The 24,647-nt window shown below is 66.9% G+C and carries 25 protein-coding genes, 2 pseudogenes and 1 riboswitch; of the genes and pseudogenes, 9 read left to right on the top strand and 18 right to left on the bottom strand.

The annotated features are described in order from the left end of the window. Positions 1-11: 11 nt before the first annotated feature. The 3 genes from CHRYSEO8AT_RS11100 to CHRYSEO8AT_RS11090 all read right to left on the bottom strand — a co-directional run bounded on the left by CHRYSEO8AT_RS11100 (position 12) and on the right by CHRYSEO8AT_RS11090 (position 2,854). A complete protein-coding gene (locus CHRYSEO8AT_RS11100; protein WP_159849989.1) occupies positions 12-644 on the bottom strand; it encodes a nicotinamidase in 633 nt (210 codons plus the stop codon). Then, on the bottom strand, positions 644-1,609 hold the full coding sequence (locus tag CHRYSEO8AT_RS11095; protein WP_159849987.1) for a class 1 fructose-bisphosphatase: 966 nt from the start codon (positions 1,607-1,609) through the stop codon (positions 644-646). Before CHRYSEO8AT_RS11095 ends, CHRYSEO8AT_RS11100 begins: the two co-directional genes overlap by 1 nt. A gap of 207 nt (positions 1,610-1,816) precedes the next feature. Further along, entirely contained in the window at positions 1,817-2,854 is a 1,038-nt protein-coding gene (locus CHRYSEO8AT_RS11090; RefSeq protein ID WP_159849985.1) for an alpha/beta hydrolase, read from the bottom strand. A 105-nt stretch (positions 2,855-2,959) separates the two neighbouring features. Next, a riboswitch (glycine riboswitch) is annotated at positions 2,960-3,057 on the top strand. Between the two features lie 145 nt (positions 3,058-3,202). Between CHRYSEO8AT_RS11090 and gcvT the strand changes: the two genes are divergently transcribed. The 4 genes from gcvT (at position 3,203) to gcvPB (ending at position 7,878) form a co-directional block, all read left to right on the top strand. Next, positions 3,203-4,315, top strand: a complete 1,113-nt coding sequence (gene gcvT, locus CHRYSEO8AT_RS11085) for a glycine cleavage system aminomethyltransferase GcvT (RefSeq protein WP_159849983.1) — start codon at positions 3,203-3,205, stop codon at positions 4,313-4,315. A gap of 134 nt (positions 4,316-4,449) precedes the next feature. Further along, the gene (gene gcvH, locus CHRYSEO8AT_RS11080; RefSeq protein WP_159849981.1) at positions 4,450-4,815 is read left to right on the top strand and encodes a glycine cleavage system protein GcvH; all 366 of its coding nucleotides are present in this window, start codon (positions 4,450-4,452) and stop codon (positions 4,813-4,815) included. A gap of 135 nt (positions 4,816-4,950) precedes the next feature. Next, a complete protein-coding gene (gene gcvPA / locus CHRYSEO8AT_RS11075; protein WP_159849979.1) occupies positions 4,951-6,297 on the top strand; it encodes an aminomethyl-transferring glycine dehydrogenase subunit GcvPA in 1,347 nt (448 codons plus the stop codon). A 12-nt stretch (positions 6,298-6,309) separates the two neighbouring features. Then, positions 6,310-7,878 carry an aminomethyl-transferring glycine dehydrogenase subunit GcvPB gene (gcvPB, locus tag CHRYSEO8AT_RS11070; protein WP_201304415.1) on the top strand — a complete coding sequence of 523 codons (1,569 nt, stop codon included), beginning with the start codon at positions 6,310-6,312 and terminating at the stop codon, positions 7,876-7,878. A 136-nt stretch (positions 7,879-8,014) separates the two neighbouring features. On the opposite strand, the gene CHRYSEO8AT_RS11065 is transcribed toward gcvPB, so the two are convergent. Then, positions 8,015-8,620 (bottom strand): TetR family transcriptional regulator, encoded by a 606-nt coding sequence (locus CHRYSEO8AT_RS11065; RefSeq protein WP_201304414.1) that lies wholly within the window; start codon positions 8,618-8,620, stop codon positions 8,015-8,017. A gap of 70 nt (positions 8,621-8,690) precedes the next feature. On the opposite strand from CHRYSEO8AT_RS11065, the gene CHRYSEO8AT_RS11060 reads away from it, so the two are divergent. From CHRYSEO8AT_RS11060 to CHRYSEO8AT_RS11050, 3 genes are all read left to right on the top strand, one after another. Then, positions 8,691-9,620: an SDR family oxidoreductase gene (locus tag CHRYSEO8AT_RS11060; protein WP_159849977.1), complete on the top strand. Its 930-nt coding sequence runs from the start codon at positions 8,691-8,693 to the stop codon at positions 9,618-9,620. A 203-nt stretch (positions 9,621-9,823) separates the two neighbouring features. Further along, positions 9,824-10,228: a PGPGW domain-containing protein gene (locus tag CHRYSEO8AT_RS11055; protein ID WP_236547514.1), complete on the top strand. Its 405-nt coding sequence runs from the start codon at positions 9,824-9,826 to the stop codon at positions 10,226-10,228. A gap of 132 nt (positions 10,229-10,360) precedes the next feature. Beyond that, complete coding sequence (locus CHRYSEO8AT_RS11050) at positions 10,361-10,831, top strand: DUF6789 family protein (protein ID WP_159849975.1); 471 nt, start codon at positions 10,361-10,363, stop codon at positions 10,829-10,831. Positions 10,832-10,906: 75 nt separating this feature from the next. Here CHRYSEO8AT_RS11050 and CHRYSEO8AT_RS11045 read toward each other — a convergent pair whose 3' ends face one another. From CHRYSEO8AT_RS11045 to CHRYSEO8AT_RS11025, 5 genes are all read right to left on the bottom strand, one after another. After that, positions 10,907-11,422, bottom strand: coding sequence for a F0F1 ATP synthase subunit B (locus CHRYSEO8AT_RS11045; RefSeq protein WP_159849973.1), 516 nt, complete (start codon positions 11,420-11,422; stop codon positions 10,907-10,909). Then, complete coding sequence (locus CHRYSEO8AT_RS11040; RefSeq protein ID WP_159849971.1) at positions 11,422-11,994, bottom strand: hypothetical protein; 573 nt, start codon at positions 11,992-11,994, stop codon at positions 11,422-11,424. The genes CHRYSEO8AT_RS11045 and CHRYSEO8AT_RS11040 overlap by 1 nt, the downstream gene beginning before the upstream one ends. Positions 11,995-12,062: 68 nt before the next feature. Further along, positions 12,063-12,287: a F0F1 ATP synthase subunit C gene (locus CHRYSEO8AT_RS11035; RefSeq protein WP_008261286.1), complete on the bottom strand. Its 225-nt coding sequence runs from the start codon at positions 12,285-12,287 to the stop codon at positions 12,063-12,065. Between the two features lie 57 nt (positions 12,288-12,344). Then, positions 12,345-13,130, bottom strand: a complete 786-nt coding sequence (locus tag CHRYSEO8AT_RS11030) for a F0F1 ATP synthase subunit A (RefSeq protein WP_159849968.1) — start codon at positions 13,128-13,130, stop codon at positions 12,345-12,347. A gap of 6 nt (positions 13,131-13,136) precedes the next feature. Further along, entirely contained in the window at positions 13,137-13,496 is a 360-nt protein-coding gene (locus CHRYSEO8AT_RS11025; RefSeq protein WP_135195075.1) for an AtpZ/AtpI family protein, read from the bottom strand. Positions 13,497-13,746: 250 nt separating this feature from the next. Between CHRYSEO8AT_RS11025 and ispH the strand changes: the two genes are divergently transcribed. After that, on the top strand, positions 13,747-14,718 hold the full coding sequence (gene ispH, locus CHRYSEO8AT_RS11020) for a 4-hydroxy-3-methylbut-2-enyl diphosphate reductase (RefSeq protein ID WP_159849966.1): 972 nt from the start codon (positions 13,747-13,749) through the stop codon (positions 14,716-14,718). Here the strand turns inward: ispH and CHRYSEO8AT_RS11015 are convergent. From CHRYSEO8AT_RS11015 to CHRYSEO8AT_RS10990, 6 genes are all read right to left on the bottom strand, one after another. Further along, positions 14,715-16,244: an ATP-binding protein gene (locus CHRYSEO8AT_RS11015; protein WP_236547614.1), complete on the bottom strand. Its 1,530-nt coding sequence runs from the start codon at positions 16,242-16,244 to the stop codon at positions 14,715-14,717. The genes ispH and CHRYSEO8AT_RS11015 overlap by 4 nt on opposite strands. 117 nt (positions 16,245-16,361) lie before the next feature. After that, positions 16,362-17,033 carry an SMC-Scp complex subunit ScpB gene (scpB, locus tag CHRYSEO8AT_RS11010; RefSeq protein WP_159849962.1) on the bottom strand — a complete coding sequence of 224 codons (672 nt, stop codon included), beginning with the start codon at positions 17,031-17,033 and terminating at the stop codon, positions 16,362-16,364. Next, entirely contained in the window at positions 17,030-17,851 is an 822-nt protein-coding gene (locus CHRYSEO8AT_RS11005) for a ScpA family protein (RefSeq protein WP_159849960.1), read from the bottom strand. The genes scpB and CHRYSEO8AT_RS11005 overlap by 4 nt, the downstream gene beginning before the upstream one ends. 6 nt (positions 17,852-17,857) lie before the next feature. After that, a complete protein-coding gene (gene nagZ, locus CHRYSEO8AT_RS11000) occupies positions 17,858-18,907 on the bottom strand; it encodes a beta-N-acetylhexosaminidase (protein WP_159849958.1) in 1,050 nt (349 codons plus the stop codon). Continuing rightward, the gene (locus CHRYSEO8AT_RS10995) at positions 18,904-19,677 is read right to left on the bottom strand and encodes an SPOR domain-containing protein (RefSeq protein WP_159849956.1); all 774 of its coding nucleotides are present in this window, start codon (positions 19,675-19,677) and stop codon (positions 18,904-18,906) included. Before CHRYSEO8AT_RS10995 ends, nagZ begins: the two co-directional genes overlap by 4 nt. A 79-nt stretch (positions 19,678-19,756) precedes the next feature. Continuing rightward, positions 19,757-20,947, bottom strand: a complete 1,191-nt coding sequence (locus CHRYSEO8AT_RS10990; RefSeq protein ID WP_159849954.1) for a deoxyguanosinetriphosphate triphosphohydrolase — start codon at positions 20,945-20,947, stop codon at positions 19,757-19,759. Between the two features lie 131 nt (positions 20,948-21,078). On the opposite strand from CHRYSEO8AT_RS10990, the gene erpA reads away from it, so the two are divergent. Beyond that, a complete protein-coding gene (erpA, locus tag CHRYSEO8AT_RS10985) occupies positions 21,079-21,399 on the top strand; it encodes an iron-sulfur cluster insertion protein ErpA (protein WP_370514254.1) in 321 nt (106 codons plus the stop codon). On the opposite strand, the gene CHRYSEO8AT_RS10980 is transcribed toward erpA, so the two are convergent. The 3 genes and pseudogenes from CHRYSEO8AT_RS10980 to CHRYSEO8AT_RS10970 all read right to left on the bottom strand — a co-directional run. Further along, the gene (locus tag CHRYSEO8AT_RS10980; RefSeq protein WP_201304413.1) at positions 21,380-21,577 is read right to left on the bottom strand and encodes a hypothetical protein; all 198 of its coding nucleotides are present in this window, start codon (positions 21,575-21,577) and stop codon (positions 21,380-21,382) included. The two genes, erpA and CHRYSEO8AT_RS10980, sit on opposite strands and share 20 nt — an antisense overlap. Then, a pseudogene (locus CHRYSEO8AT_RS10975) lies at positions 21,574-22,766 on the bottom strand (PepSY-associated TM helix domain-containing protein). Before CHRYSEO8AT_RS10975 ends, CHRYSEO8AT_RS10980 begins: the two are co-directional and overlap by 4 nt. Next, positions 22,739-24,625: pseudogene (locus tag CHRYSEO8AT_RS10970) on the bottom strand (TonB-dependent receptor); the annotation flags it as partial. The pseudogenes CHRYSEO8AT_RS10975 and CHRYSEO8AT_RS10970, both read right to left, overlap by 28 nt. Positions 24,626-24,647 lie beyond the last annotated feature (22 nt).

Raw genomic sequence — 24,647 nt, 5'->3', positions numbered from 1 at the left:
GAAAAGGGAGGTCAGCCTAACAGGCTATCCGCCTCGATCTCCACCACCCCCAGCGCCCGGAAACTGTCCCGCGCCGCCGCTTCGGTCTGTGGCGCAATGGCCCGGCTGGCGTCGGAGATCACCACGGCCTCGAAGCCTTCGCGCACCGCGTCCTCGGCTGTGAAGCGGACGCAGTAGTCGAAGGCGAGGCCCGCGAGGAAGACACGCGTCACGCCCAGTTCACGCAGCAGGCCGCCCAGGCCGGTCGGCGTGCGATGGTCGTTCTCGAAGAAGCCGGAATAGGAATCGACCGCCGGATTGTAGCCCTTGCGGATCACGGCCAGGGCTTTGCGCAACGTCGGTGCGACGTCGGGATGGAAGTCGGCGCCGGGCGTGCCTTGAAGGCAATGATCCGGCCAAAGCATCTGGCGACCGTAGGCGACTTCGATCTCGGTGAAGGGGGCCGCGCCGAGGTGGTTGGAGGCGAACGAAATCTGGTCCGGCGTGTGCCAGTCCTGTGTCAGGATCACCCGGCCGAACCGGTCCGCCAGCCGGTTGATCAGCGGCATGATCCCCGCCCCGCCCGCGACCGCCAGACTGCCGCCCTCGCAGAAGTCGTTCTGCGGGTCGATGACCAGAAGGGCGTCTGTCGCCGCGATCTGCATCACACGCCCGCGTAGGCGTCGATCTCGTTGGCCGAGCCAAGCGCCACCGGAATGCGCTGGTGCAGATGTTCCGGCTGCACATCCAGGATCGCCTGCACGCCGTCCGTCGTCGCCTTGCCGCCAGCCTGTTCGACCAGGAAGGCCATCGGATTGCCTTCGTACATCAGGCGCAGCTTGCCGGGCTTGGTCGGTTCGCGCCTGTCCCACGGATAGAGAAACACCCCGCCGCGCATCAGGATGCGGTGAACGTCTGCGACCATGGCCGCAACCCAGCGCATGTTGAAGTTCTTAGCCCGCGGACCGTCCTCGCCCTTCAACAGGTCGCCGACATAGGTCTGCACCGGCTCGGCCCAGTGGCGCAGGTTCGACATGTTGATGGCGAACTCCTTGGTGTCCGGCGAAATGGCGATGTCGTCGTGGGTCAGGATCCAGTCGCCGTCGTTCGACAGGGTGAAGCCCTTCACGCCCGCGCCTGTCGTCAGGACCAGCATCGTCTGCGGCCCATAGACGGCATAGACGGCGGCGACCTGATTGCGGCCGGGTTGCAGGAAGTCGGTCTCGGTCGGCGTCGCGGTGGCGGACTTCAACACCGAGACGATGGTGCCGACGGGGGCGTTGATGTCGATGTTGGACGAGCCGTCCAGCGGGTCGAACAGGACCAGATAGGCGCCGGTCGAATGGGACGCCGGCTGAACCTCGTCCATCTCTTCCGACGCGACGCCGGCGACGGCGGGGCTGGCCAGCAGGGGGTCGGTCAGCATGTCGTTGGTCATGACGTCGAGCTTCTTCTGCTCCTCGTCCTGGACGTTGATCTGGCCCGAGGCGCCCAGAGCCCCCGCGAGAGCGCCGCCGGCGACGACCTTGCTGATCTCTGAACAGGTCGCGGCGACGACGGTCAGGACCGTCTTCAGACCCTCGGCCACATCCAGGGCGGCGATATGGGCGTCGAGGCTGGTGCGGGTCATGCGGTCGATCCGGTTCTGAAGGTCGCCCGTTCTTGGCGGGCGAGACGCGCCACCGCAAGACAGAAACCCTCTCCATCTCCTCCCGCCGTCATCCCAGGCCTTGTGCCTGGGATCCATACGCTCCGTCGACGACGCGGCGCACCGGCGAGCACCGAGAGTATGGACCCTCGCCACAAGGGCGAGGGTGACGGGAATGATTTTGGAGGATCAGATCGGCAGGATCGCCGTGCCGAACGCGCGCTTCAGCTCATGCGCAGCGAAGGTCTGGGCCGCAGCCGCGTCCGGCACGACTGTCGCCATACCGAAGAACTCGTGCGTCGAACCGTGGAAGGTCTTGTGACGCACGTCCACGCCCGCCTGTTCCAACTTCTCGGCCAGCAGTTCGCCTTCGGTGCGCAGGGGGTCGATCTCGGCACAGATGACGGTCGAGGACGGCAGGCCGGCCAGGTTCGCCTTCTCCACGATATTGATGCGCGGGTCCTGGGCGTCGGCCTCGTTGGCGAAGATGTTCTTCACGAACCACTTCATCATCGGCTTGTTCAGCGGCTTGGCGTCGGCGTTCTCGACGTAGGACTCATTGTCCATGTCCACCCCGGCGACCGGATAGACCAGCACTTGATGTTTCGGCGCCGGCAGGCCGGCGTCGCGGGCCATCATCGACACGCCGATGGCCAGGTTACCGCCTGCGCTTTCGCCCATCACCGCCACCTTCTGCGGGTCGCCGTTAAAGCTCTGGGCGTTGTCCAGCACCCAGCGATAGGCGGCCAGGGCGTCGTCGTGTGCGGCGGGGAAATGGTGTTCCGGGGCCTGGCGATAATGGACCGAGACGACGATCACATCGGCCATCTTGGACACGCCGCGTGGGCCGCCGTCATAGACGTCCAGATCGGCGATCACGAAGCCGCCGCCGTGGAAATAGACCACGACCGGATGCAGCTTGTCCTCGGAATGGTCGTGCGGCTTGTAGATGCGGGCTTGGATCGGGCCGGCGGCGCCGGGAATGGTGATGTCGGTCGTCTTGACCCCCAGGTCGTCGCTGGGGTCCTTGCCGTCCTTGCGAAGCAGGGATTTCACGGCGTCGGTCGGGGTCGGTTGCTGACGGGCCTCGGCCGGCGACAGGGTCTCGATCGGCTTGCCCCTGAGAGACGCCAGTTCGTCCAGCACCTTCTGCATCGGGCCGTCGGCCTTGGCGGGGGTGTCACGCGGCTTGTCGTTGTCGCCGAACAGCTTGTCTATAATCGACATTTTAGAATTCCTGGGTTTCGAACGGGGGTTCTTAACGACAACCCGCCCCACGCATCCTTGTTCCCCGACCGCTTGACTTGGGGCCAGAGTCGATGCCTTAGGTCGAGCGCTCTCGCGGGAGAGTTCGGAGTCTGGAAACAGGCCTCGACGCCGAAGGCGCAACCGCCCCGGAAACGCTCAGGCAAACGGACCGCGACAGCATACGGACGCTGGAAAGTCGCTCTCGATGGGCGCGCCGACGGAGCAAGGCGACATGATTTGGTCGCCGGAATCTCTCAGGCTTCAGGACAGCGGGGGCGCGAGGACGGCGGAGCTCCGCCACAACACGCGACCGTGAAAGCCTGAACCATGACCGATCAAGCCCTGAAGACCACGCCCCTGAACGCCGCGCACCGCGCGCTGGGGGCCCGCATGGTGGGTTTCGGCGGCTATGACATGCCGGTCCAGTATGAGGGCGTCCTGGCCGAACACCGCTGGACCCGCGAACACGCCGGACTGTTCGACGTGTCGCACATGGGCCAGTGCAAGATCACCGGCGAGGACGCCACCGCCCAGTTCGAACGTTTCGTGCCCGGCGACTATGCGATCCTGAAGGCCGGCAAGCAGAAATATTCGCTGCTGCTGAACAAGGACGGCGGCATCATCGACGACCTGATGGCCGGCCGCCCCGACCACGACGGCCTGTTCGTCGTCGTCAACGCCGGCAACAAGGACGAGGACTTCGCCTTCTGGGAGGCGAACCTTGAAGGCGACGCCAAACTGACCGTGCTGGACCGGGCCCTGATCGCCATTCAGGGCCCGGAAGCCGCCGAGGTCATGGCCGCGCACGAGCCGATCCTGGCCGAGATGGGCTTCATGGAATGCGCCCGCCTGATGCTGTTCGGGGCCGACTGCTATGTCTCGCGCTCGGGCTACACCGGCGAGGACGGCTACGAGATCTCGGTGCCGGCGGATCAGGCCGAGCGCGTCTGGAACACCATCCTGGAAGACGCCCGCGTCAAGCCGATCGGCCTGGGCGCCCGCGACAGCTTGCGTCTGGAAGCCGGCCTGCCCCTGCACGGCCATGACATCGACCCGACGACCAGCCCGGTCGAAGGCGCGCTGACCTTCGCCCTGTCCAAGTCGCGCAAGGAACGCGCCGACTTCGCCGGCGCCGAGCGGATCATGCACGAATTGGCCGACGGCCCCACGCGCGTCCGCGTCGGCCTGATCGTCAAGGAAGGCGCCCCGGCCCGCGAAGGCGCCGAGATCGCCGACATGGACGGTAACGTCATCGGCAAGGTCACCTCGGGCGGCCCCTCCCCTACGCTGGGCAAGAACGTCGCCATGGGCTTCGTTCCCCCCGCGTTTTTCGCGTTGGGCGCGGACCTGAAGGTCATCGTGCGCGGCAAGACCGCCGCCGCCGAAGTCGTCGCCATGCCCTTCGTGGCGCAACGCTATTACCGGAAGCCGAAGGCGTAACATTCACTCCCGTCACCCTCGGGCTTGACCGGAGGGCCGGGCGATCAACCGCTCGTGCGAAGACATCGGCGCACGGACCGCACAACATCCGATCCTCGGGTCAAGCCCGAGGATGACGAGACAGGAGAAGCAAAATGAAGTTCACCAAGGATCACGAGTGGGTCAGCCTGGACGGCGACATCGCCACCGTCGGCATCTCCAAACACGCCGCCGACGCCTTGGGTGACGTGGTGTTCGTCGAGGTGCCTGAGGTCGGCAAGACCGTCGCCAAGGGCGACAGCTTCGCCGTCGTCGAGAGCGTCAAGGCCGCCTCCGACGTCTACGCCCCCGTCTCGGGCGAAGTGGTCGAGGCCAACGACGCCCTGTCGACCGCCCCGGAAACCGTCAACTCGGCCGCCGAAGCCGACGGCTGGTTCGCCAAGATCAAGGTCTCGGACGCCTCGCAACTGGACGCCCTGATGGACCAGGCGGCCTACGACGCCTTCCTCGCCACCCTTTAATTTCAACCTCCGTCACCCTCGGGCTTGACCCGAGGGCCGGACGATCAACCACTCGTGCGAAGCCTTTGACGCACGAGCCGCACAACATCCGGTCCTCGGGTCAATCCCGAGGATGAAGGGTGAAGGAAACCGGCAATGCGTTATCTCCCCCTGACGCCCGACGACCGCACGGCGATGCTCGCCGCCATCGGCGCGAAATCGATCGACGACCTGTTCGTGGACGTGCCTCAGTCGGCGCGGCTGGACGGCCCCGTGGACCTGCCCCGCGTGGCCGGCGAGCTGGAGGTCGAACGCGCCCTGTCCGCCATGGCGGCCAAGAACGCCACGGCCGGCGCCGTGCCCTTCTTCTGCGGCGCAGGGGCCTACAAGCACCACGTTCCGGCGACGGTGGATCACGTGATCCAACGCTCGGAGTTCCTGACCAGCTACACCCCCTATCAGCCGGAAATCGCCCAAGGGACCCTGCAGTATCTGTACGAGTTCCAGACCCAGGTCGCGAACCTGACCGGCATGCCGGTCGCCAACGCCAGCCTGTACGACGGTTCGACCGCCATGGCCGAAGGCGTGCTGATGGCGACCCGCGTGACCCGCCGCAACAAGGCGGTGATCAGCGGCGGCGTTCACCCCCACTACGTCAAGGCGACCGAGACCGTGGTCCACGCCGTCGGCGTCGAGACCCTGGCCCTGCCCGCCGCAATCGACGCCGAGGCCGCCGTGATCGACCAGATCGGTCCTGACACCGCCTGCGTCGTCGTCCAGACCCCAAACGTCTTCGGCACCGCCACCGACGTGACCAAGATCGCCGAGGCCGCCCACGCCGCCGGCGCCCTGCTGATCGTCGTGGTCACCGAGGCCGTGTCCATGGGCCTGCTGAAATCGCCCGGCGAAATGGGCGCCGACATCGTCGCGGCCGAGGGCCAGTCGATCGGCAACGCCCTGAACTTCGGCGGCCCCTATGTCGGCCTGTTCGCCACGCGCGAGAAGCTGATCCGTCAGATGCCCGGCCGCCTGACCGGCGAGACCGTGGACGCCGACGGCGAGCGCGGCTTCGTCCTGACGCTGTCGACGCGCGAGCAGCACATACGCCGCGACAAGGCGACCTCGAACATCTGCACCAACTCGGGCCTCTGCACCCTGGCCTTCACCATCCACATGAGCCTGCTGGGCGAGACGGGCCTGCGCAAACTGGCCCTGCTGAACCATGAAAAGGCCGTCGCCACCCGCGACGCCCTGGCGGCCATCCCCGGCGTCGAAATCCTGACCGACCGCTTCTTCAACGAGTTCGCGGTGCGCCTGCCCAGGAATGCGGCCGAGGTCGTGGATGCGCTGGCCGGTCACCACATCCTGGCCGGCGTGCCCTACAGCCGCCTCGCCCCCGACGCCGGCATGGACGACGTCCTGCTGGTCGCCGCGACCGAGACGACGCTGGATGCCGACATCCAGATCCTCGCCAAGTCGCTCTCCAAAGTCCTCGGCGCGTAAGGGATAACGACCATGAGCACCATGAACACCGTCGGCCGCCCGACCGCCCCGAACGAAGTCGCTTCAAAGCCCGCCACCCTGACCGGCGGCCGGGGCCTGTTGCAGAACGAAGCCCTGATCTTCGAGGGCGACGGCTGGGGTAAGACCGGCGTCGATCTGCCGGAACCCAAGACGGACGGCTCCGACCTGGGCGACCTGGTCCGCAAGGATCCGATCGGCCTGCCTGGCCTGTCGGAGCCGGAGACCATGCGTCACTATGTGCGCCTGAGCCAAAAGAACCACGCCATCGACCTGGCCATCTATCCGCTGGGCTCGTGCACGATGAAGCACAACCCGCGCCTGAACGAGAAGATGGCGCGTCTGGCCGGCTTCTCGGACATCCACCCGCTGCAGCCGATCTCGACGGTTCAGGGCGCGCTGGAACTGATGGACACCTTGGCCCACTGGCTGAAGACCCTGACCGGCATGCCCGCCGTCGCCCTGTCGCCCAAGGCGGGCGCGCACGGCGAACTGTGCGGCCTGATGGCCATCCGCGCTGCGCACGAGGCCTCGGGTCAGCATGAGAAGCGCCGCAAGGTGCTGGTGCCCACCAGCGCCCATGGCACCAACCCGGCCACGGCCGCCTTCGTCGGCTACACCGTCGTAGAGGTCGCCCAGACCGAGGACGGCCGCGTGGATGTCGCCGACCTGGCGTCCAAGCTGGGTGACGACGTCGCCGCCATCATGGTGACCAACCCCAACACCTGCGGCCTGTTCGAGCGCGACATCCTGGAGATCAGCCGCCTGACGCACGAGGCCGGCGCATACTTCTACTGTGACGGCGCCAACTTCAACGCCATCGTCGGCCGGGTTCGTCCGGGCGACCTCGGCGTCGACGCCATGCACATCAACCTCCACAAGACCTTTTCCACGCCGCACGGCGGCGGCGGTCCGGGCGCGGGTCCGGTGGTGCTGTCCGAAGCCCTGGCGGCCTTCGCCCCGGCCCCCTGGGTCGTGCATGACAACAATGGCTATCGCCTGATCGAGCGCGAAGAAGACGAGGCCGTTCAGGCCTTCGGTCGCCTGTGCGCCTTCCAGGGCCAGATGGGCATGTATGTGCGCGCCCTGTCCTACATGATGTCGCACGGCGCCGACGGCCTGCGTCAGGTGGCCGAGGACGCCGTCCTGAACGCCAACTACATCAAGGCTCGCCTGTCGGACCTGATGTCGGCCGCCTTCCCCGACGGCCCCTGTATGCACGAGGCCCTGTTCGACGACGAATGGCTGAAGGGCACGGACATCACCACGCTCGACTTCGCCAAGGCGATGATCGACGAGGGCTTCCACCCAATGACCATGTATTTCCCGCTGGTCGTCCACGGCGCCATGCTGATCGAGCCTACGGAAACCGAGTCCAAGGCCGAACTGGACCGCTTCATCCACGCCATGCGCTTGCTGGCCGAGGCGGCGAAGGCCGGCGACGTCGACCGCTTCAAGGGCGCGCCCTTCCACGCGCCGCTGAAACGCCTGGACGAAACCCGCGCCGCCCGCTCGCCCGTCCTGCGCTGGTCGACGCCGGCAGGATCGAACCAGGCGGCGTAAATCTAAGCCCCGTCATCCTAGGGCTTGTCCCTAGGATCCAGACTCCCGGTGTTCGACCAGCGCGTTCGCTGCGGACGCATCGGGAGTCTGGATCCTCGCCACAAGGGCGAGGATGACGGCGGTTAAACAGCGATCTCTAGCCCGCCGCCCGTCTCAGCGCCGCGAAGGCCGCGCGTCCGAACGTCTCGGGCGGCGCGTCGGGATGGGCCAGCCACGCGTCCAGCGACAGCTTCATGATGCTGACCGCCGTCCCGGCGACGACGCGGCAGGCGATGTCGTCGGACGCCAGGCCCTTGCGCGCCGCCAGGGCTTCGGCCAGCAGCCGCTCGACCTGTTCGTATTTCGCCTGGTCGCCTGCCCTCAGCGAGGGGGTGCCGTGGATCAGGATGGCGACCGCCTTGGTCTCCTCGGACTGGGGCTGCTGCGCCAGATCGACGAAAGCGTTCTCCACCATATCCAGCAACGGCTCGTCTGCCGGCCGTGCGGCGATGGCGTCCGCGACCATCTGCGGAAATCCCGCCTTGGCCGAAAAGACGATCTCTTCCTTTGACCCGAAATAGTTCAGCAGGGTTCGGCGCGACACGTCCGCCGCCTGCGCCACCTCGTCCAGGGTCGTCGCCTCGAACCCCCTGTCGAGGAACAGGCGCATGCCCTCGGCCTGGATACGAGCATGCGTCTCCACCCGTTTGCGCTCACGCAGTCCCTGATCGTTGACGGAAATCTTTTCTTGCACTTCTTGCATATTTGCACCGGATGCAGATATGCAAGCCGGAACCCTTCGAGACACCATATTTCAGCGACAGGATAGCGAAATGACGACCTGGACCACAGCCGATATTCCCGACCAGAGCGGCAAGCTGGTCATCATCACCGGCGCGACCGGCGGTCTGGGCCTGGAAACCGCCCTGGTGCTGGCCGCGAAGGGCGCCGAGGTGGTGCTGGCGGCCCGCAATCCGACCAAGGGGGCCGAGGCCGAGCGGTTGATCCGCGCACGACATCCCGGCGCCGATGTACGGTTCGACCTTCTGGACCTGGGTGACCTGGCGTCCGTGGCCGCCTTCGCAGATCGCCAGCTGACGGCAGGACGGCCCATCGACATCCTGATCAACAACGCCGGGGTGATGGCCCTACCGACACGGCAGACCACGGCCGATGGGTTCGAGATGCAGTTCGGCACCAACTACCTGTCGCATTTCGCCCTGACGGGCCGCCTGCTGCCCCTGCTGACCCAAGCCCAGGCACGCGTCGTCCAACTGTCCAGTATGGCCCACCGCGGTGGTCGTATCCTGCTGGACGACCTCAACTACGAAAAGACGGCCTACAAGCCGTGGCCGGTCTATCAGCAGTCCAAACTGGCCATGCTGATGTTCGCCATCGAACTGGACCGGCGCAGCCAGGCTCAGGGGTGGAACCTGACTAGCGCGGCGGCCCACCCCGGCTTCGCAAGGACCGACCTGATCGCCAATGGTCCGGCCCAGTCGGGCGCCGGTGGGTTGATGATGGCGGCGGGGCGGCTGCTTCAGCCCTGGATCAGCCATTCCGCCGCGGACGGCGCCCTGCCGACCGTGATGGCCGCCACCCTGCCCCAGGTGAGGGGCGGCGACTACTACGGGCCCCAGGGCGTCATGGAGATGAAGGGACCGCCCGGCCCTGCCGAGATCAAGCCTCAGGCCCACGATGCCGAAGTCGCGCGCCGGCTTTGGGCCGAATCCGAGCGGCTGACCAGCGTCCGCTACGGCTGATCCGTGTTGCGTCGGCCACAGCCGGCGAACGACTGGGGTTCATGACCAAAGCTTCATTCGCCGGACACCGATCCGCCATCGACGCAGAGCCTTAAAAGGGTTGTGGCAAGGTCGTCACGGTCGCCTTTTCCTTTCCCGACGAGGGATCGGGCGGTCGTGGCGACCGTTGTCATGACGGCCTCCCCTCCCCATCTGGCGCATCCGTGACCACACTCCCCGTCCTCTTCGTCCAGCCTTCGAAACCGCGTAGCCGCATGCTGCGCGTGGTCAAACGCTGGGCGCTGATGATCGGCGGCCTGTTCGTGGTGCTGCTGGGCATCCTGATCGCGCCCCTGCCGGGGCCCGGCGGCATTCCAGTGATCGCCGTCGGCCTGATGCTGATCCTGAAGAGCTCGTTCTGGGCCAAACGTCAGTTCATCCGCGCGCAGTATGCCCGACCCAAATGGATCTATCCGTTCCGCCGCCTGATGCGGAAGAAGCCCGAGTTCGCGCCGGTCTTCTGGCAACAGGCCCTCCGCGCCGAAAAGGTCGTGACCAGACGGTCTGGTCGTCGCCTGTCGCGTGGCCGCAAACAGGTGCGGCGCTATTTCCGCAAGCTGTTCCGCTAGTTAGCGGACATTATTGCGGTTGCGTTGCTGCAACCGCTAACCACAGGAACGTGAACACGTCGCTTCCCAGTCAGGCGTATCCTGTCTGCGCGTTATCAGAGAACCACTCATGCGTTGGGAGGCGCTAAGGTCATGATGTCACGCGTACAAAAGGGTCTGATCGCCGGGTTTGCGGCGACCATGGCCGTATCCTTGCTCGAAATACCCAATATGTTCCTCAACTGGTTCGATCCCTTCCAGGGGGTAATCGCCAGCATGATGGGCATGCCGGGAAATCTGGCCGCCGGGTGGGTGGTCCACGTCATCAGCGGCGTCTTCATCCTGGGGCCGCTGTTCGCCATCCTGTGTCCCCGACTGCCGACCGATACGCCTGAAACCAAGGGCATCGTCTTCGCCGTCGGCGCCTGGGTATTGATGATGGCCGCCATCGTCATGTTCGGAAACTACCGGACCTTCACGGCCGGCGCCGGCTTCGGCACCTTCGCCTGGCTGCTGATCACCCACGCCGTGTTCGGCATCGTGCTGGGCAATGTCTATGCCCGGCTGGTGGCGCGCGACAAGCGGATGGGAGCGCCAATGATCGGCGGCGCACACGCCCACTGACCACGGCTTAATCGCCCAAGAAAAAGGCCCCCGACGGCGACGTCGGGGGCCTTGTTTTATTCAGCGTCACGCCGATCAGTTCAGGCGATCGCCGATCTGGGCGATGGCGCTGTCCAGCAGCGGATCCTTGGCGCCGCTGGCGATGCGGGCGGTCAGGATCTGTTCGGCGGTCTTGGCGGCCAAATCTGCAGCGGCCGCCTTCACCTCGGCCGAGGCCTGGGCCTCGGCCTGGGCGATGCGGGTCTCGGCCATCTTCTGACGACGGGCCAGGGTCTCTTCCAGCTTGGCCTTGGTCTCGACTTCCAGACGACGGGCGTCGGCTTCCGCCTGGGCCATCATCTCGGCAGCCTGCGCCTCGGCCTCGGCCTTCTCCTTGCGGATCTGGGCCAGCAGGGCTTCGGCCTCGGCGCGCAGGCGAGCAGCCTCGTCCAGGTCCGCCTGGATCTTGGCGGCCTTGGCGTCCAGGGCCTTGGCGGCGATCCTGGGCACGCCGGCGGCGACCAGGATGCCGAAGAACAGGATCAGGCCGATCCCGACCCAGATCTCCGCATTGGCGAAGCTCCAGATGCCGTGTTCGAAGATCAGGTTCATCAGGCGGCTCCCTTGACGGCGGCCAGCTCGGCTGCGGTGGCGGCCTTGCCGGTCAGACGCTCGACCATGGCGGCGGTCGTGTCGGAGGCGATGGTGGAGACATTGGCCATGGCGGCGTCGCGCGTCTTGCCGATCGAGGCCTCGGCCTCGGCGATGCGGGCGTTGACGATCGCTTCTTCCGCGGCCTGGCGGGCGTTGGCGTCCTCGGTCACGCGAGCCTTGGCGGCGGCGGCCATTGAACGGGCGTCGGCGCGCGCCTTGGCGACTTCGGCCTGAGCGAGGGCTGCCTGTTCGGCGGCCTCGGCCTGGACCTGACGCGCGGTGGCGACGGCGGTGGAAATGGTGTCGGCCCGTTCGTCCATCACCTTGCGAAGGCGCGGCGCGAAGACCTTGGAGACCAGCAGATACAGGACGACGAACAGGATCAGCAGATAGCCGATCTGGCCCGCCCAGTGCTCGAACTGGAATTGCGGCAGGCCGCCCGAGCCGTGCTCGGCGGTGGTCGCCGTCTCGGCGTGCAGGTCCGCTTCGACCGAAGGCGGGACCGCGTCGATGGTGTGGGTGCTGGCCATGAACCGTCTACTGCAGGATCAGATGAAGCGGCGCGCGGGCGAACCCCGCGCGCCGTAATCGGCTGATATCAGCCGAAGATCATCAGGATGCCGAGCACGAAGGCCAAGATGCCCAGGGCTTCGGCAAGGGCGGCGCCCACGAACAGGTTGCCGACTTGGCCGGCGGCAGCAGACGGGTTGCGCAGGGCGCCGGCCAGGAACTGACCGAAGATGTTGCCCACGCCCAGAGCCGAACCGATCATGCCGAGGGTGGCAAGGCCGGCGCCGATGTATTTTGCGGCTTCAGCGTCCATGATTGTATTCCTAGATTAAAGTCGTTGGTGGTTGGGGTGAAGAGACTGGTCCGGCCCTTAGTGGGCGTGGTCCAGGTTGACCACATCATTCAGATAGATGCAGGCCAGAACGGCGAAGACGAAGGCCTGGAGGAAGGCCACGAGAAACTCCAGCGCGGTCAGGGCGACGACCATGCCCAGCGACAGGGCCGCGACCGGGAAGGCCAGCAGACCGATGCCGCCGCTCATGCCCAGAAGGCCCAGCGACACCACGAAGCCGGCGAAGATCTTCAGCGCGACGTGACCGCCCAGCATGTTGCCGAACAGACGAAGCGCCAGAGTGACCGGGCGGAGCAGGAAGGAGACGAACTCGATCAGGCCGACGACCGGGCGCAGCGCCAGCGGCGCGCCCATGGGCCAGAACAGCTTGAAGAAGCCCAGGCCGTTCTTGGCGAAGCCGACGACCAGGACCAGGCCGAAGGTGATCAGGGCGAAGGTGACCGTGATGGCCAGCTGCGAGGTCGCCGTGAAGGTCAGGAACAGACCCAGGATGTTCATGCCCAGGATCAGCATGAACAGGGTGAAGACGAACGGGAAATACTTGCGGCCTTCGTGACCGATGATGGAATCGGCCAGGTTGTCGATCAGGCCGAACATGCCCTCGCCCGCCGACTGCAGTCGGCCCGGCACGATCTTGGCGTTCGACGTCACGGCGGCCAGGAAGCCGACGATCACGACGAAGGCCGCCGTCATGGCGATGTGCGAGTTGGTGATCGCCAGATCGACCGTGCCCAGCACAGGCAGGGTCACGTCAGGAAGGTCGATGACCTTCTGAATCTGAAACTGATGAATCGGATCGGCCATGAAGCCCTATCGTTCCCCGTCTTCGTCGGCCTCGACGTAGGGTTCGGCCGGAGCCGACGTTCCCAACGCCTTGGCCTGCGCCATCAGCCGGTTGGCTGTGCGACGCGCCATGTAAATCGACAAGGCGAAGCCCAGAAGGACCCCGCCGATCAAACCCCACGGACGGATCCCAAGGACCCAATCCGCGATCGCCCCGAACGCCAGACCCACCAGGACGCCGCCGAGAAGCTCGGCGATGATCTTGTAGGCCTGTCCCGACACCTGATGGCCGGTCAGCTCGGCGGATTTCTCCGCCGTAGTCCGCGCCTCCAATGCGGATGCGCTGTCTTGGAGGCGTTTGATCGCCTCTTCGCGCGATTCCGGCATGGGGGATAGGACCTGTGCGCTCAGCGTCCAGACGGTGCGTCCGAACGGGTCTGAATTCGGCGCGGAAACTAATCGTGAGCGGCCCATAGGTCAAGGCGTCGTGATCACGCTCTAAACCGTTGTAGAGCCTAGACTTTCGTCGCCTGTGGACAAGCCGTGACGATGCGCCGCTGTTCACGGCGACAGAATCCCGCCCCTCGCGACACGGGTCAGATGGCGATCGGCGCCGCAAACGACTAGGTTCACGGCCATGAATGCGCATGTTCCTCCCCCCGCCGCTCCGCTTCGCCCGATTTCGGTGCGGTTGGCGACGCCGCGCGGCTTTTGCGCCGGGGTGGACCGGGCGATCCAGATCGTCGAGCGCGCCATCGAGAAGTTCGGCGCGCCCGTCTATGTGCGCCACGAAATCGTCCATAACCGCCATGTCGTCGAGCGGCTGAAGGCCATGGGCGCGGTGTTCGTCAAGGAACTGGACGAATGCCCCGACGATCGGCCGGTCGTCTTCTCGGCCCACGGGGTGCCCAAGTCGGTGCCCGCCACCGCCCGGGCGCGCGAGCTGGTGTTCCTGGACGCCACCTGCCCCCTGGTGTCCAAGGTCCATGTCGAGGCCGAGCGTCACCATGCCGCTGGCAAGCACATCATCCTGATCGGCCATGCGGGCCACCCCGAGGTGATCGGCACCATGGGTCAGTTGCCGCAGGGCGCCATCAGCCTGGTCGAGACCGAGGCCGACGCCGAATCGTTCCAACGCCCCGGCGACGCCCCCCTGGCCTATGCGACCCAGACCACCCTGTCGGTCGACGACACCGCCGGTATCCTCAAGGTGCTGAAGCGCCGCTTCCCCGAACTGCCCGATCCGCACAAGGAAGACATCTGCTACGCCACCACCAACCGCCAGGACGCGGTCAAGGTGCTGGGCGAGGGCTGCGAGCTGGTGCTGGTGGTCGGGTCCAAGAACTCGTCCAACTCGGTCCGGCTGGTCGAGGTGGCGATGCGCGCCGGCGCCGGCGCTTCCTATCTCGTGGACGATGCGTCTCAGGTGGACTGGTCTTGGTTCGAAGGGGTCCAGACGGTCGGCGTCACCGCCGGCGCCTCTGCGCCCGAGCCTTTGATCGAGGCTCTGGTGGACGCCATCCGCGCGCGATTCGACGCCACGGTGACCGAGGACGGCGGCGCACGCGAGACCGTGACCTTCAAACTGCCGCGCCTGCTGACGGCCTAAACCACGGCTTCCAGCGGCAGGGCGACACGGAAAGTGCTGCCGACGCCGGGTTCGGTCACGACCTCGATCCTGCCGCCCATCAACGCGGCCAGGCCGTGCGCCGCCGTCAGGCCCAGCCCCAGGCCCTCGGCGGTGCGCGTGCTGCTCTCGTCGCCCTGGGTGAAGGCGTCGAAAAGGCGCGTCGCCGCCTCTGGCTCCATGCCGGGGCCGGTATCTTCCACCTCCAGCACCAGTTGATCGCCAGCGACGGCCCTCAGGATGACCTGGCCCGTCCGGGTGAAGCGCACGGCGTTGTCGCTCAGCGCCGCCATCAGCTTCTCGACATGGACCGGATCGCCCAGCCATTCGCCCTCGGCGGCCTCGACGTCGATCTTCAAGCCCTTGGCCTGCGCCGCGCCGCTGAGATCATTGGCGACACGTCGCAGCAGATTGTCAGGCCGGAACGGCCGTTCCTCCAGCGTCACCGCCCCGTCGCGCAGCCGCACCACGTCCAGCAACTCCTCAACCAGCCTCAGCTGCTGACGCCCCGACGCCTTCAGGATTTCCAGCCTGTCGCGCTGCTGCGGCGTGACCAGGTCCGCCCCGATCACCTCGGCCATGCCCAGCACCCCGTTCAGCGGCGTGCGCAGTTCGTGGCTGACGTTCGACAGGAACCGCGTCTTGGCCTGGTTCGCCGCCTCGGCCCGCTCCAACGCTGCCGACAGGGCGACTTCGGACGCCCGTAGACGGCGCACATCGGCGGTCGTGTTCCAGAACAGGAACGCCGTGCCGACGATCAGCACGACCATCAGCAGCAGCAGCAGCGGCCCGGCCCGCGTCAGGATCTGATAGCCCGGCCGTTCCGGCGCCCAGACAACGCGGCCCAAAAGGGCGCTGCCAGCGTCGCGCACATCGACGCCGATCATGCCCTGGGGCGGCGCGGCCTCACCGGGCTGGAAATGCACTTCGGTCAACGCCAGCCGCGTGCGGAGTATGTCCAACTCACTCAGGAAGGGTTTGAACGACGCGACCACTGGATCAGACGCCGGCGTCGCTCCCGTTTCCGTGTGGCGAACTACGGTTGAGGCGCCCAGGACATAGATGGTGTCGTCAACACGCACGAAGGCCGACCTCAGGCGGACAGCGGCATCCGAACGATCACGCGCCAACGCCTCGGCGCGCAACCGATCGACCAAGGGTCGGGCAGCGCGCGCGAATGGATCGCCGGCTTCGGCGCTGGCCGGTCGGGTCTCGGTGCTGATGCGGAACAGCCGACCCGTCGCGTCATAGCCCAGGGTGAAATGGTGTTTGTGCTGGACGGCGTAGAAGGCGCCCATGGTGCGATCGTACCAGGCCACATCGCCGGTCGTCATGTGATCGACGGCCTCGTCCCAGACCGAGGCCGTGGTCAGGTTCTCGCCGATGATTTCCAGCGCCCGCGTCAGCCGCAACTTGACCAACGCCTCTTCCTTGCGCGCCTGGTGCGCATCGATGCCCTGGCTGACCGTGCCCAGAACGCCCGCCATGCCGATGATCGACGACAACATCAGGATCACCGCGATCCTGAACGTGCTCCACGCCCGCCAACCCGTCTTCGATGTCACGCCACTCATAAAGTCCAGCTTAGATGGCGCTGACTAAGACGGCGTGAACGTGACGCGACGTCAGCGTGTCTCGCCGACGAAATCCTGGGCGAACTCAGGCGCATCGTCGTCGATGGGCAGGCTGCCGTCCTCGTCGTCGGCTTCCGAGGCGCGACTGGGATCGGGGACTTCGAACCCGACCGGCAGCGACAGGTCCAGCAGGCCCGCCGCCTTCATCTCCTGCACGCCCGGCAGGTCGTACAGGGTCGCCAGGCCGAAATGCTCCAGGAACCGATCCGTGGTCGCATAGGTGACGGGCCGCCCCGGCGTGCGCCGGCGCCCCCGCAACCGCACGAACCCCATCTCGAGCAACAGGTCCAGCGTCCCCTTTGAGATGGTCACCCCGCGCACGCTCTCGATCTCGGCGCGGGTGACGGGCTGGTGGTAGGCGATGATGGCCAGGGTCTCCAGCGCGGCCTTGGACAGGCGACGCGGCTCCTCGCGCTCCTGCGTCATCATGAAGGCCAGGTCCGGCGCGGTGCGGAACCGCCAGCGGTCGGCGACGCACTCCAGCTCCACCCCGCGGCCCTCATAGCGGGCGCGCAGGCCCGATATGGCGCGCGCGACATTGCAGTTCTCGGGCAGGCGCGCGGCGATCTCGGCGGCGGTCAGCGGCCCGGCGGCCGCGAACAGCAGGGCTTCGACCCGCCGCTCGATCTCGGCCTCGTCGGGTTGGAAAGCGAGGTCGCTCACGGCGTCAGCTCCAGCGGCTGACCCTGCCCGCGCCGTTTCAGGAACAGCTCGGCGAACGCCTGCGTCTGTCGAATGTCCATCGCCCCCTCCTTGACCAGCTCCAGACTGGCCGACAGGGTCGAGGCCGTAAAGCTGGCTTGGCTGGGTCCGTGCTCGCCTTCGCGATGCGGCGCCACCTGGTCCAGCGGGGTCCAGTCGGCCAGCTTCGGCATGATCTCGCGCAGCCAGTCGCGCGCGGCCTCCAACGCAAAGGCCTCGACCCGCTGGCCGGGCGCATAGCGCCTGGCCTCCTCGCGCCGCCGCTGCACCACATAGGCGCTCATCAGTTCATACAGGCTGGCGTCGATCCGGTCGGACGGCACGATCACCGTCGCCTCGGGGTCGCCGCGCGTGAAGACGTCGCGCTTCAACTGCGGCCGGGCCATCAACTGCTCGACCGACCGGCGCATGGCTTCCAGCTTCTGCAGGCGGAAGGCCAGGGCGGCGGCCATCTGCTCGGCCGGCGGCTCCTCGCCCTTGTCTTTCTCGGTGCGCGGCAACAGCAGCCGCGACTTCAGATAGGCCAGCCACGACGCCATCACGAGGTAGTCCGCCGCCAGGGCGAAGTTCCGACGCCGCGCCTCATGCACGAAGGCCAGATACTGTTCCGCCAACTGGGTGATCGACAGCTTCAGCAGATCGACCTTCTGGTTCCGCGCCAACGCCAACAACACATGCAGCGGCCCCTCATACCCGTCCAGATCGACCACGAACGCCTCGCGATCCTCGACCTCGGCGACGGCCGTAAAATCAAGATTGGGCTGGAAAGCTTCGCTCATACGGGATCAGGCCTGCGCCTCCCCCACGTCCGGCCCCTTGGCGACATCCAGCCGGCCGCCCATGGCCTCGAAGAACCGCGCATGGGCCGCCACGGGATCCAGCGGTTCGGGAACGCGAACGATCCGCGCCATCGCCGCCTCGGCCCGGGCCTTCGCCCTGCCCTTAAGCTTGCCGGTCGCCTCGGCCACCGCTTGCATCTCGGCCATGTCGCCGTTGCAGTGCAGGACCACGTCGCAGCCAGCCTTCAGCGACAGATGCGCCCGCTCGCCCAGCGATCCGCTCAGCGCCTGCATCGACAGGTCGTCGGTCATGATCAGGCCGGAGAAGCCCAGATGCTCGCGCATCATCTTCACGGCCTTCTTCGACTGGGTCGCCGGCCGTTTCCGATCGATGGCGGTGAAAACGATATGCGCCGTCATCGCCCACGGCATGTCCGACATCGCCTTGAACGGCGCGAAGTCCCAGCCGTCCAGGGTCTCGAAATCGGCATGGACCGTCGGCAGGTCCTCATGGCTGTCGGCGAAGGCGCGGCCATGGCCTGGCATATGTTTTATGCAGGGCAGCACCCCGCCCGCCAGCAACCCTTCCGCCGCCGCCCGCCCCAGCAGGCTCACGGTCTGCGGATCCTGACCATAGGCGCGGTCGCCGACGATGTCGTGGGCGCCGGGCACCGGCACGTCCAGCACCGGCAGCAGGTCGACGTTGATCCCGACCTCGCGCAGGTCGTGCGCCATCAACCGCGCGCCCAGCCGCGCCAGCTCGCGCGCCGCCAGCGGATCGTCGGTCGCCTTCAGATAGGCGTTCCCCGGCGGATATTTGGGCCAGTGTGGCGGCCCCATCCGCTGGACCCGACCGCCCTCCTGGTCGATCAGGATCGGCGCCTCAGGATCTCCAATCGACGCCCGCAACGCGTCGGTCAGCGCTCGCACCTGCTCCGGCGTGTCGATGTTGCGCCGGAACAGGATGAAGCCCCAAGGCCGCGCCTCGGCGAAGAAGGCCCGTTCGTCCTCCGTCAGCCGATGACCGGCGCAGCCGTAGATCGCGGCCGATGTCACCGAACGATGCAGTCCCGCCCGGCGGCCTTCAGCGCGTTGCAGAAGGCGACCGCCCGCTCGCGCGACAAGCCCGAGAAGGCCGTGCGGTACAGCGTCGAACCGCTGGACGAGGTCACTTCGGTCACGCGCTTTTCGGCGCCGGAGGCGAACGACCCGAACCGGCCGGCGACGGCGGCGTATTCGCGATCCGCGATCTCGGTCGAGGAGAAGGCGCCGATCTGCACCGAGGCCGATCCGCCCGCAGCGGCCGGAGCCTTGGTCGCCGGAGCGGCGACAGGCGGCGCGGTCGTCGGACGCGGCGTCGGCGCGGCGGGCGTCGCGGCCTTGGCGGGCGGCAGACCCTGGCCTGTAGGGGCGGCGGTCGGCGGCGCGGCCGGACGCGGCTGGGGCGTCTCGGGCGGCGGGGTGAAGGTCACGGGCGCGTCGGTCGTCTCGCCCTCGTCGCGATAGACGCGCACGCCGGCCGCCGGATCGATCGGCTGGGCGTCGATGGGCGGGGCGGTCTTCATGTCGCCTACGGGCTGGCCCACGGCGGGCGGCGCGTCGGTCGAGGCGCGCATGCCCGAGCGATAGAAGAAGATCACGGCCACGATCAGCAGCAGCAGGACCACCGCACTGATGATCAGGGTGACCGGCGGCGCCTTGCCCCCGCCCGAGCCGACATTGCGGCCGCTGCGCGGATCATAGGAATTGCGACGGAACGGCAGGTCGTCATCGGTCGGGGGCGTATAGGCGCCCCGGCCCGGCTTGTTGTCGTCTTCAAAGGACATGGTCGCGCTCCGCCGTCTGTCAGGCGCGCGAATCGGCGCGCCGAACGATCACTCTACGCCCCCGCGTGCATCTTTCGAATCACAGATCGAGGGCGAGGTCGAGGCTGAACAGTTTCTGGTGCACTTCTATGGCGTAACGGTCGGTCATGCCGGCGATATAGTCGCAGACCGCCCGCGCCCGCTGCGTCCGGTCGCGGGTCAGGGCGGGCGTGCTCCATTCCGGCGGCATCACCTCCGGCTCGGCCATGAACAGCTCGAACAGTTGCGACAGCACCCGCCGCGCCTGGCTGCGCGTGCGGTTGACCCGGTAGTGGCGATACATCCGCTCGAACAGGAACTTCCTCAGGATGGCCAGGTCGGCGTGCATCTCAGACGAGAAATCCACCATCGTCCGTTTCGCCGTGCGCACGTCCTCGGTCGTGACGATCCGGTCGTCTTCCAGCCGCCGCGCCGTCTCGGCCAGCACGTCCTCGACCATGACGCCGATCATCCGACGCACGGCCTCGATCCTCAGCATCCGGTCGTCGATATCGGGATAGTCGCTGCGCACCTGCGCCAGCATCGGCCCGATCAGCGGCACCTGATCCAGGTCCTGCAGGGTGATCAACCCCGCCTGCACCCCGTCGTCCACATCGTGATTGTTATAGGCGATGTCGTCGGCGACGGCCGCGCACTGGGCCTCCAGCGAGGCGAACGTGCCCAGACGCAGGTCCCAGCCCGCCTCCCCGCCCGTCCGGTACGGCCGCACCACCGACCAGGCGGGTTCGTCCAGCCGGTGCGACACCGGTCCATTGTGCTTGATGACCCCCTCGACCGTCTCCCAGCTCAGGTTCAGCCCGTCGAACTGCGGATACCGGTTCTCCAGCTCGGTCACGACCCGGAAGCTCTGGACATTGTGGTCGAAGCCGCCGTGCCCGGCCATCTGCACCACCAGCTCGTCCTCGCCCGCGTGGGCGAAGGGCGGGTGGCCCAGGTCGTGGGCCAGGGCGATGGTCTCGGCCAGATCATCATCCAGCCTCAGCGCATGGGCCAGCGATCGCGCGATCTGCGCCACCTCCAGCGAATGAGTCAGCCGGGTGCGATAATGATCGCCCTCGTGCGCCACGAAGACTTGGGTCTTCTCCTTCAGCCGCCGAAACGCCGTCGCATGGATGATCCGGTCGCGGTCGCGTGCAAAGGCCGTCCGCGTGCGGCTGGCCGGCTCGGGAACGCGGCGGCCCAGGGTCAGGTCGGCGCGTTCGGCGTAGGTGGCGAGGTCTGTGTGGCTCAAGTCATCAACTTTGAAGCGGCGGGGCCTTTGCGAACGCCCTTGCGCGCCTCATATAGACAGCCGTGACCACCGTCCAATCCACAGAACCGTCCACACCCGCCTTCAGCGTCGCCACGCGCGCGCCGGAGGGCATCGTCCTGGCCGCCAGCGCCGCCAAGCGCCTGGCCAAGCTGGGCGCGGTCGAGGGCAAGACCCTGATGCTGCGCGTTGCGGTGGACGGCGGCGGCTGTTCGGGCTTCCAGTATCGGTTCGAACTGGTCGAGACCGCCGAGGACGACGACCTGCGCATCCAGGCCGACGGCCAGGCCGCCCTGATCGACCCCGTCTCGGTCCCGTTCCTGAAAAACTCCGAGATCGCCTACGTCGATGAGCTGGCCGGCGCCCAGTTCGTCGTCAGGAACCCCAACGCCGCTTCCAGCTGCGGCTGCGGCGTCAGCTTCTCGATCGGATAAGCGCCCAGGCCGTCACGACGACGGTCGAGGCCAGCAGGGCCGAGAACACCCCGTCCCAAGCTCCGTCCTGCAACAGCGCGCCGATCAGGCCGATCAGACTGAGGCCGAACAGAACGACAGGCACGCGGAAGATGCCCCACAGGCTCAGGTCCTTGCGATTGTGATGATGGCGGCTCACGACTTCCGCCTCCCCTTGCCCAGCCACAGGTAGAGACCCGATCCCAGGATCACGATGGTGGCGATGTCCAGCAGCGCCCACAGGATCTTCAGCGCCAGCCCGCCATAGTCTCCGAAATGCAGCGGCTGCGACAGCGACAGCGTCTTCACGTACCAGGGCATCTGCGCCACCGCCGCCAGTTCTCCTGTCCGCGCATCGATCAGGGCCGGCGTGGTCATGTGCGTCGTCAGCGGCGTGTCGCCGTGGAAGAAGACGGCATAGTGATGATCGGTCGAATAGTCGGTTCCTGGAAACGCCACGAACTGTAGCTGCATCCCCGGCAGAGCCGCCTTGGCCCGCTCCACCGCCGCGTCCAGCGAGGCTCTCTGGCCCGCCGGCGCCGGGGCGTCATAGGCGACCGTCAGCTCCTTCAGCGCCGTATCCTTCCAATAGGCCAGGATCGGCGTCGCCAGGGTGTTGACCACGCCCGTCACCCCGACCACCAGCAGCCAGGCCACGGTCACCACGCCCAGCAGGTTGTGATAGTCCAACCACCGCGTCCGCGCGGCCTTCTTCACCCGCACCGTGCCGAACGGCAGCCGCCGCATAAAGGGAGCATACAGCACCACCCCCGACACCACCGCCACGACCAGCAGCAGGCCCATCGCGCCCAGGAACAGCATTCCCGGCAGGCCCAGGAACATGTCGGTGTGAAGCTGTAGCAGGAACTCCATCACCGGATGGCCGGCGACCAGAGGCGCCACCTCGCCGCTGGTCCGGTCGATGGGTTCGAAACTGTATTTTCCCGCCGGGGCGTCAGGCCCGCGGCTGGTGACATTCACCACCGGCCGGTCCTCGTCGAAGCTCATGAAGGCCGGAACCTCGCCCGGATGTCGCGCCAGGCCGGCCGCCAGAACCTCGTCCAGGGTCAGCAATCGGCCGTAGGTGTTCTTCGGCTCCCACGGTTCGTGCAGCAGCACTTCGTTCAGCTCATGGCTGAACACCAGCGGCAGGCCGGTGATGCACAGCATCAGCAGGAACAGGGTCGAGATTAGGCTCGACCACTTGTGCGTCCAGGACCAGGCGCGGATGGTTCGGGCGTGCATCAGCCGGCGCGGATCAGAACTCGGTCGAGACCGACAGGCGGAACGTGCGCGGCGCGCCCAGCGTCAGATAGTTCGATCCCGGAAAACCACCGACCGCGACCCACTGATCCTCGTCCGCGACATTCTCGACCCGCGCGCGCAGCGTCACCGGCTTGTCGCCCGCGACAAAGGCGTAGCGAACGCCCGCATCGAACCGCGTCCAGCTTTCCAGTTCCACCGTATTGGCGCCGTTCGCCGGCTGCGATCCGGTATGAACGACCCGGCCTTCCAGCGTGAGGCCATCGATGGCGCGCACATCCCATTCGACATTCAGATTGGCCTGGAAGTCCGGCACGCCGATGGCGGACTTGCCGTCCAGCGAGGCATCCAGCGCACGCGTGATCTCCGCATCCAGCCAGGTCGCGCCGCCCAGGACGCGCAGACCCTGGACGGGCTCGCCGAAGACCGACAGCTCGACGCCCCGGTTCTCCTGTTCGCCGCCGGCCGAATAGGTCGTGCCGTCAAACAACTCGCTAGGCAGGGTCGTGCGGAAGACGCTCAGCGTGCCGCCGAACGATCCGCCGTCATATTTGACCCCGACTTCGGCCTGTTCACCTCGGAACGGCTCCAGCACCTCGCCCGCATTCGACACCGGGGCGCCATTGATCACCGTCGGCGCCGTCTTGCCGGGGATCAGGGCCTCGGAATAGTTGGCGTAAAGCGACACCGCGTCGATCGGTCGATAGACCACGGCGAAGACCGGCGTGACCGCGTCGCTGGCATAGCCGCCGTTCCTGACGTTTGTGTTGTAGTCATACGACCGAGTGTCGATCTCCTGATACCGCGCGCCGACCGTGGCGATCAGCCGGTCGTCCAGGAAGGACAGCATGTCGGCGACGGCGAAGCTGGTCGTCTTGACCCGCCCTACGATGCCCGGATCGGTTAGCGAGCCAGAACCGGCGACCGCCGGGGCTGGCACATACAGCGGATCGTTCAGCGTGCCGGCCGCATAGCCGCTGGAGAAGGCGAAGGCGTTCTTCTCGCGCGATTGCACCTGGGCGGCCGAGGCCACCAGCCGGTGCCCGACCGGCCCCGTGTCGAAGTCCGCTCGCACGCCGACATCCGCCGAGAAGACCTGATCGCGACGTCCGTTGTCGAACCGGCTGCCGCTCAGCGTGCCATCCGCATTTGCTCGCGGATTGGCCAGGCTGTTGCGTTCCTTGCCGTCGCGCGCGCCGAATGCGGCCCAGACGGACACGGTGTCGGTCACGTCGAACTCGCCCCGGACCGCGCCGAACAGCTGTTCCTCGTCCGTATAGGTCCACGGCTGGGCGAAGTTCCTGTCCGCCGAGGGCGGTGTCGGGATGGCGCCGTTCGGCGTCACCTGCGGACGCGGATCGTCCAGCCGGTTCGACTGCCAGCCCAGATCGGCCGAGAACCGGGCGCGGTCGCCGCGGTGATCCAGCCCCAGGCCGACGACGCGCATCTCGCGCTGCTCGTGCTCGACCGCGCTCTCGCCATCGCGGCTGGCGACATTCAGGCGCAGGCCCCAGGCGTCGTCCTGACCAAAGCGACGCGACACGTCGGCGGCGGCGTAGATCTCGTCGCGCCCTTCCCAACCCGCCGTCAGCCGCGTCAGGGGCGCCTCGCCCGCACGCTTGGGCACCAGGTTCACCGCCCCGCCCACGCCGCTGCCGCCCGGCGCAGCGCCGTTCAGGAAGGCGGTCGCGCCACGGAAGACCTCGACCCGCTCCAGCAGTTCCGCCGCCACGAACTGACGCGGCAGCACGCCGTACAGACCATTATAGGTCATGTCGTCCGAGAAGACCGGGAAGCCACGGATGACATACAGCTCCTGGAAATTGCCGAATCCCTTGGACACCCGGACCGACGGATCGTTTTGCAACACCTCCGACACGCTGCGCGCCTGCTGATTGCGGATCAGCTCTTCGGTATAGCTGCTGGTCGAGAACGGCGTATCCATCACGCCCAGGTTTCCAAGCAGG

This window comes from Brevundimonas sp. G8 (assembly GCF_902506205.1).
Lineage (GTDB): Bacteria > Pseudomonadota > Alphaproteobacteria > Caulobacterales > Caulobacteraceae > Brevundimonas.
Note: the sequence above shows the minus strand (reverse complement) of the source record. Positions and strands in the feature narration are given on the sequence as shown.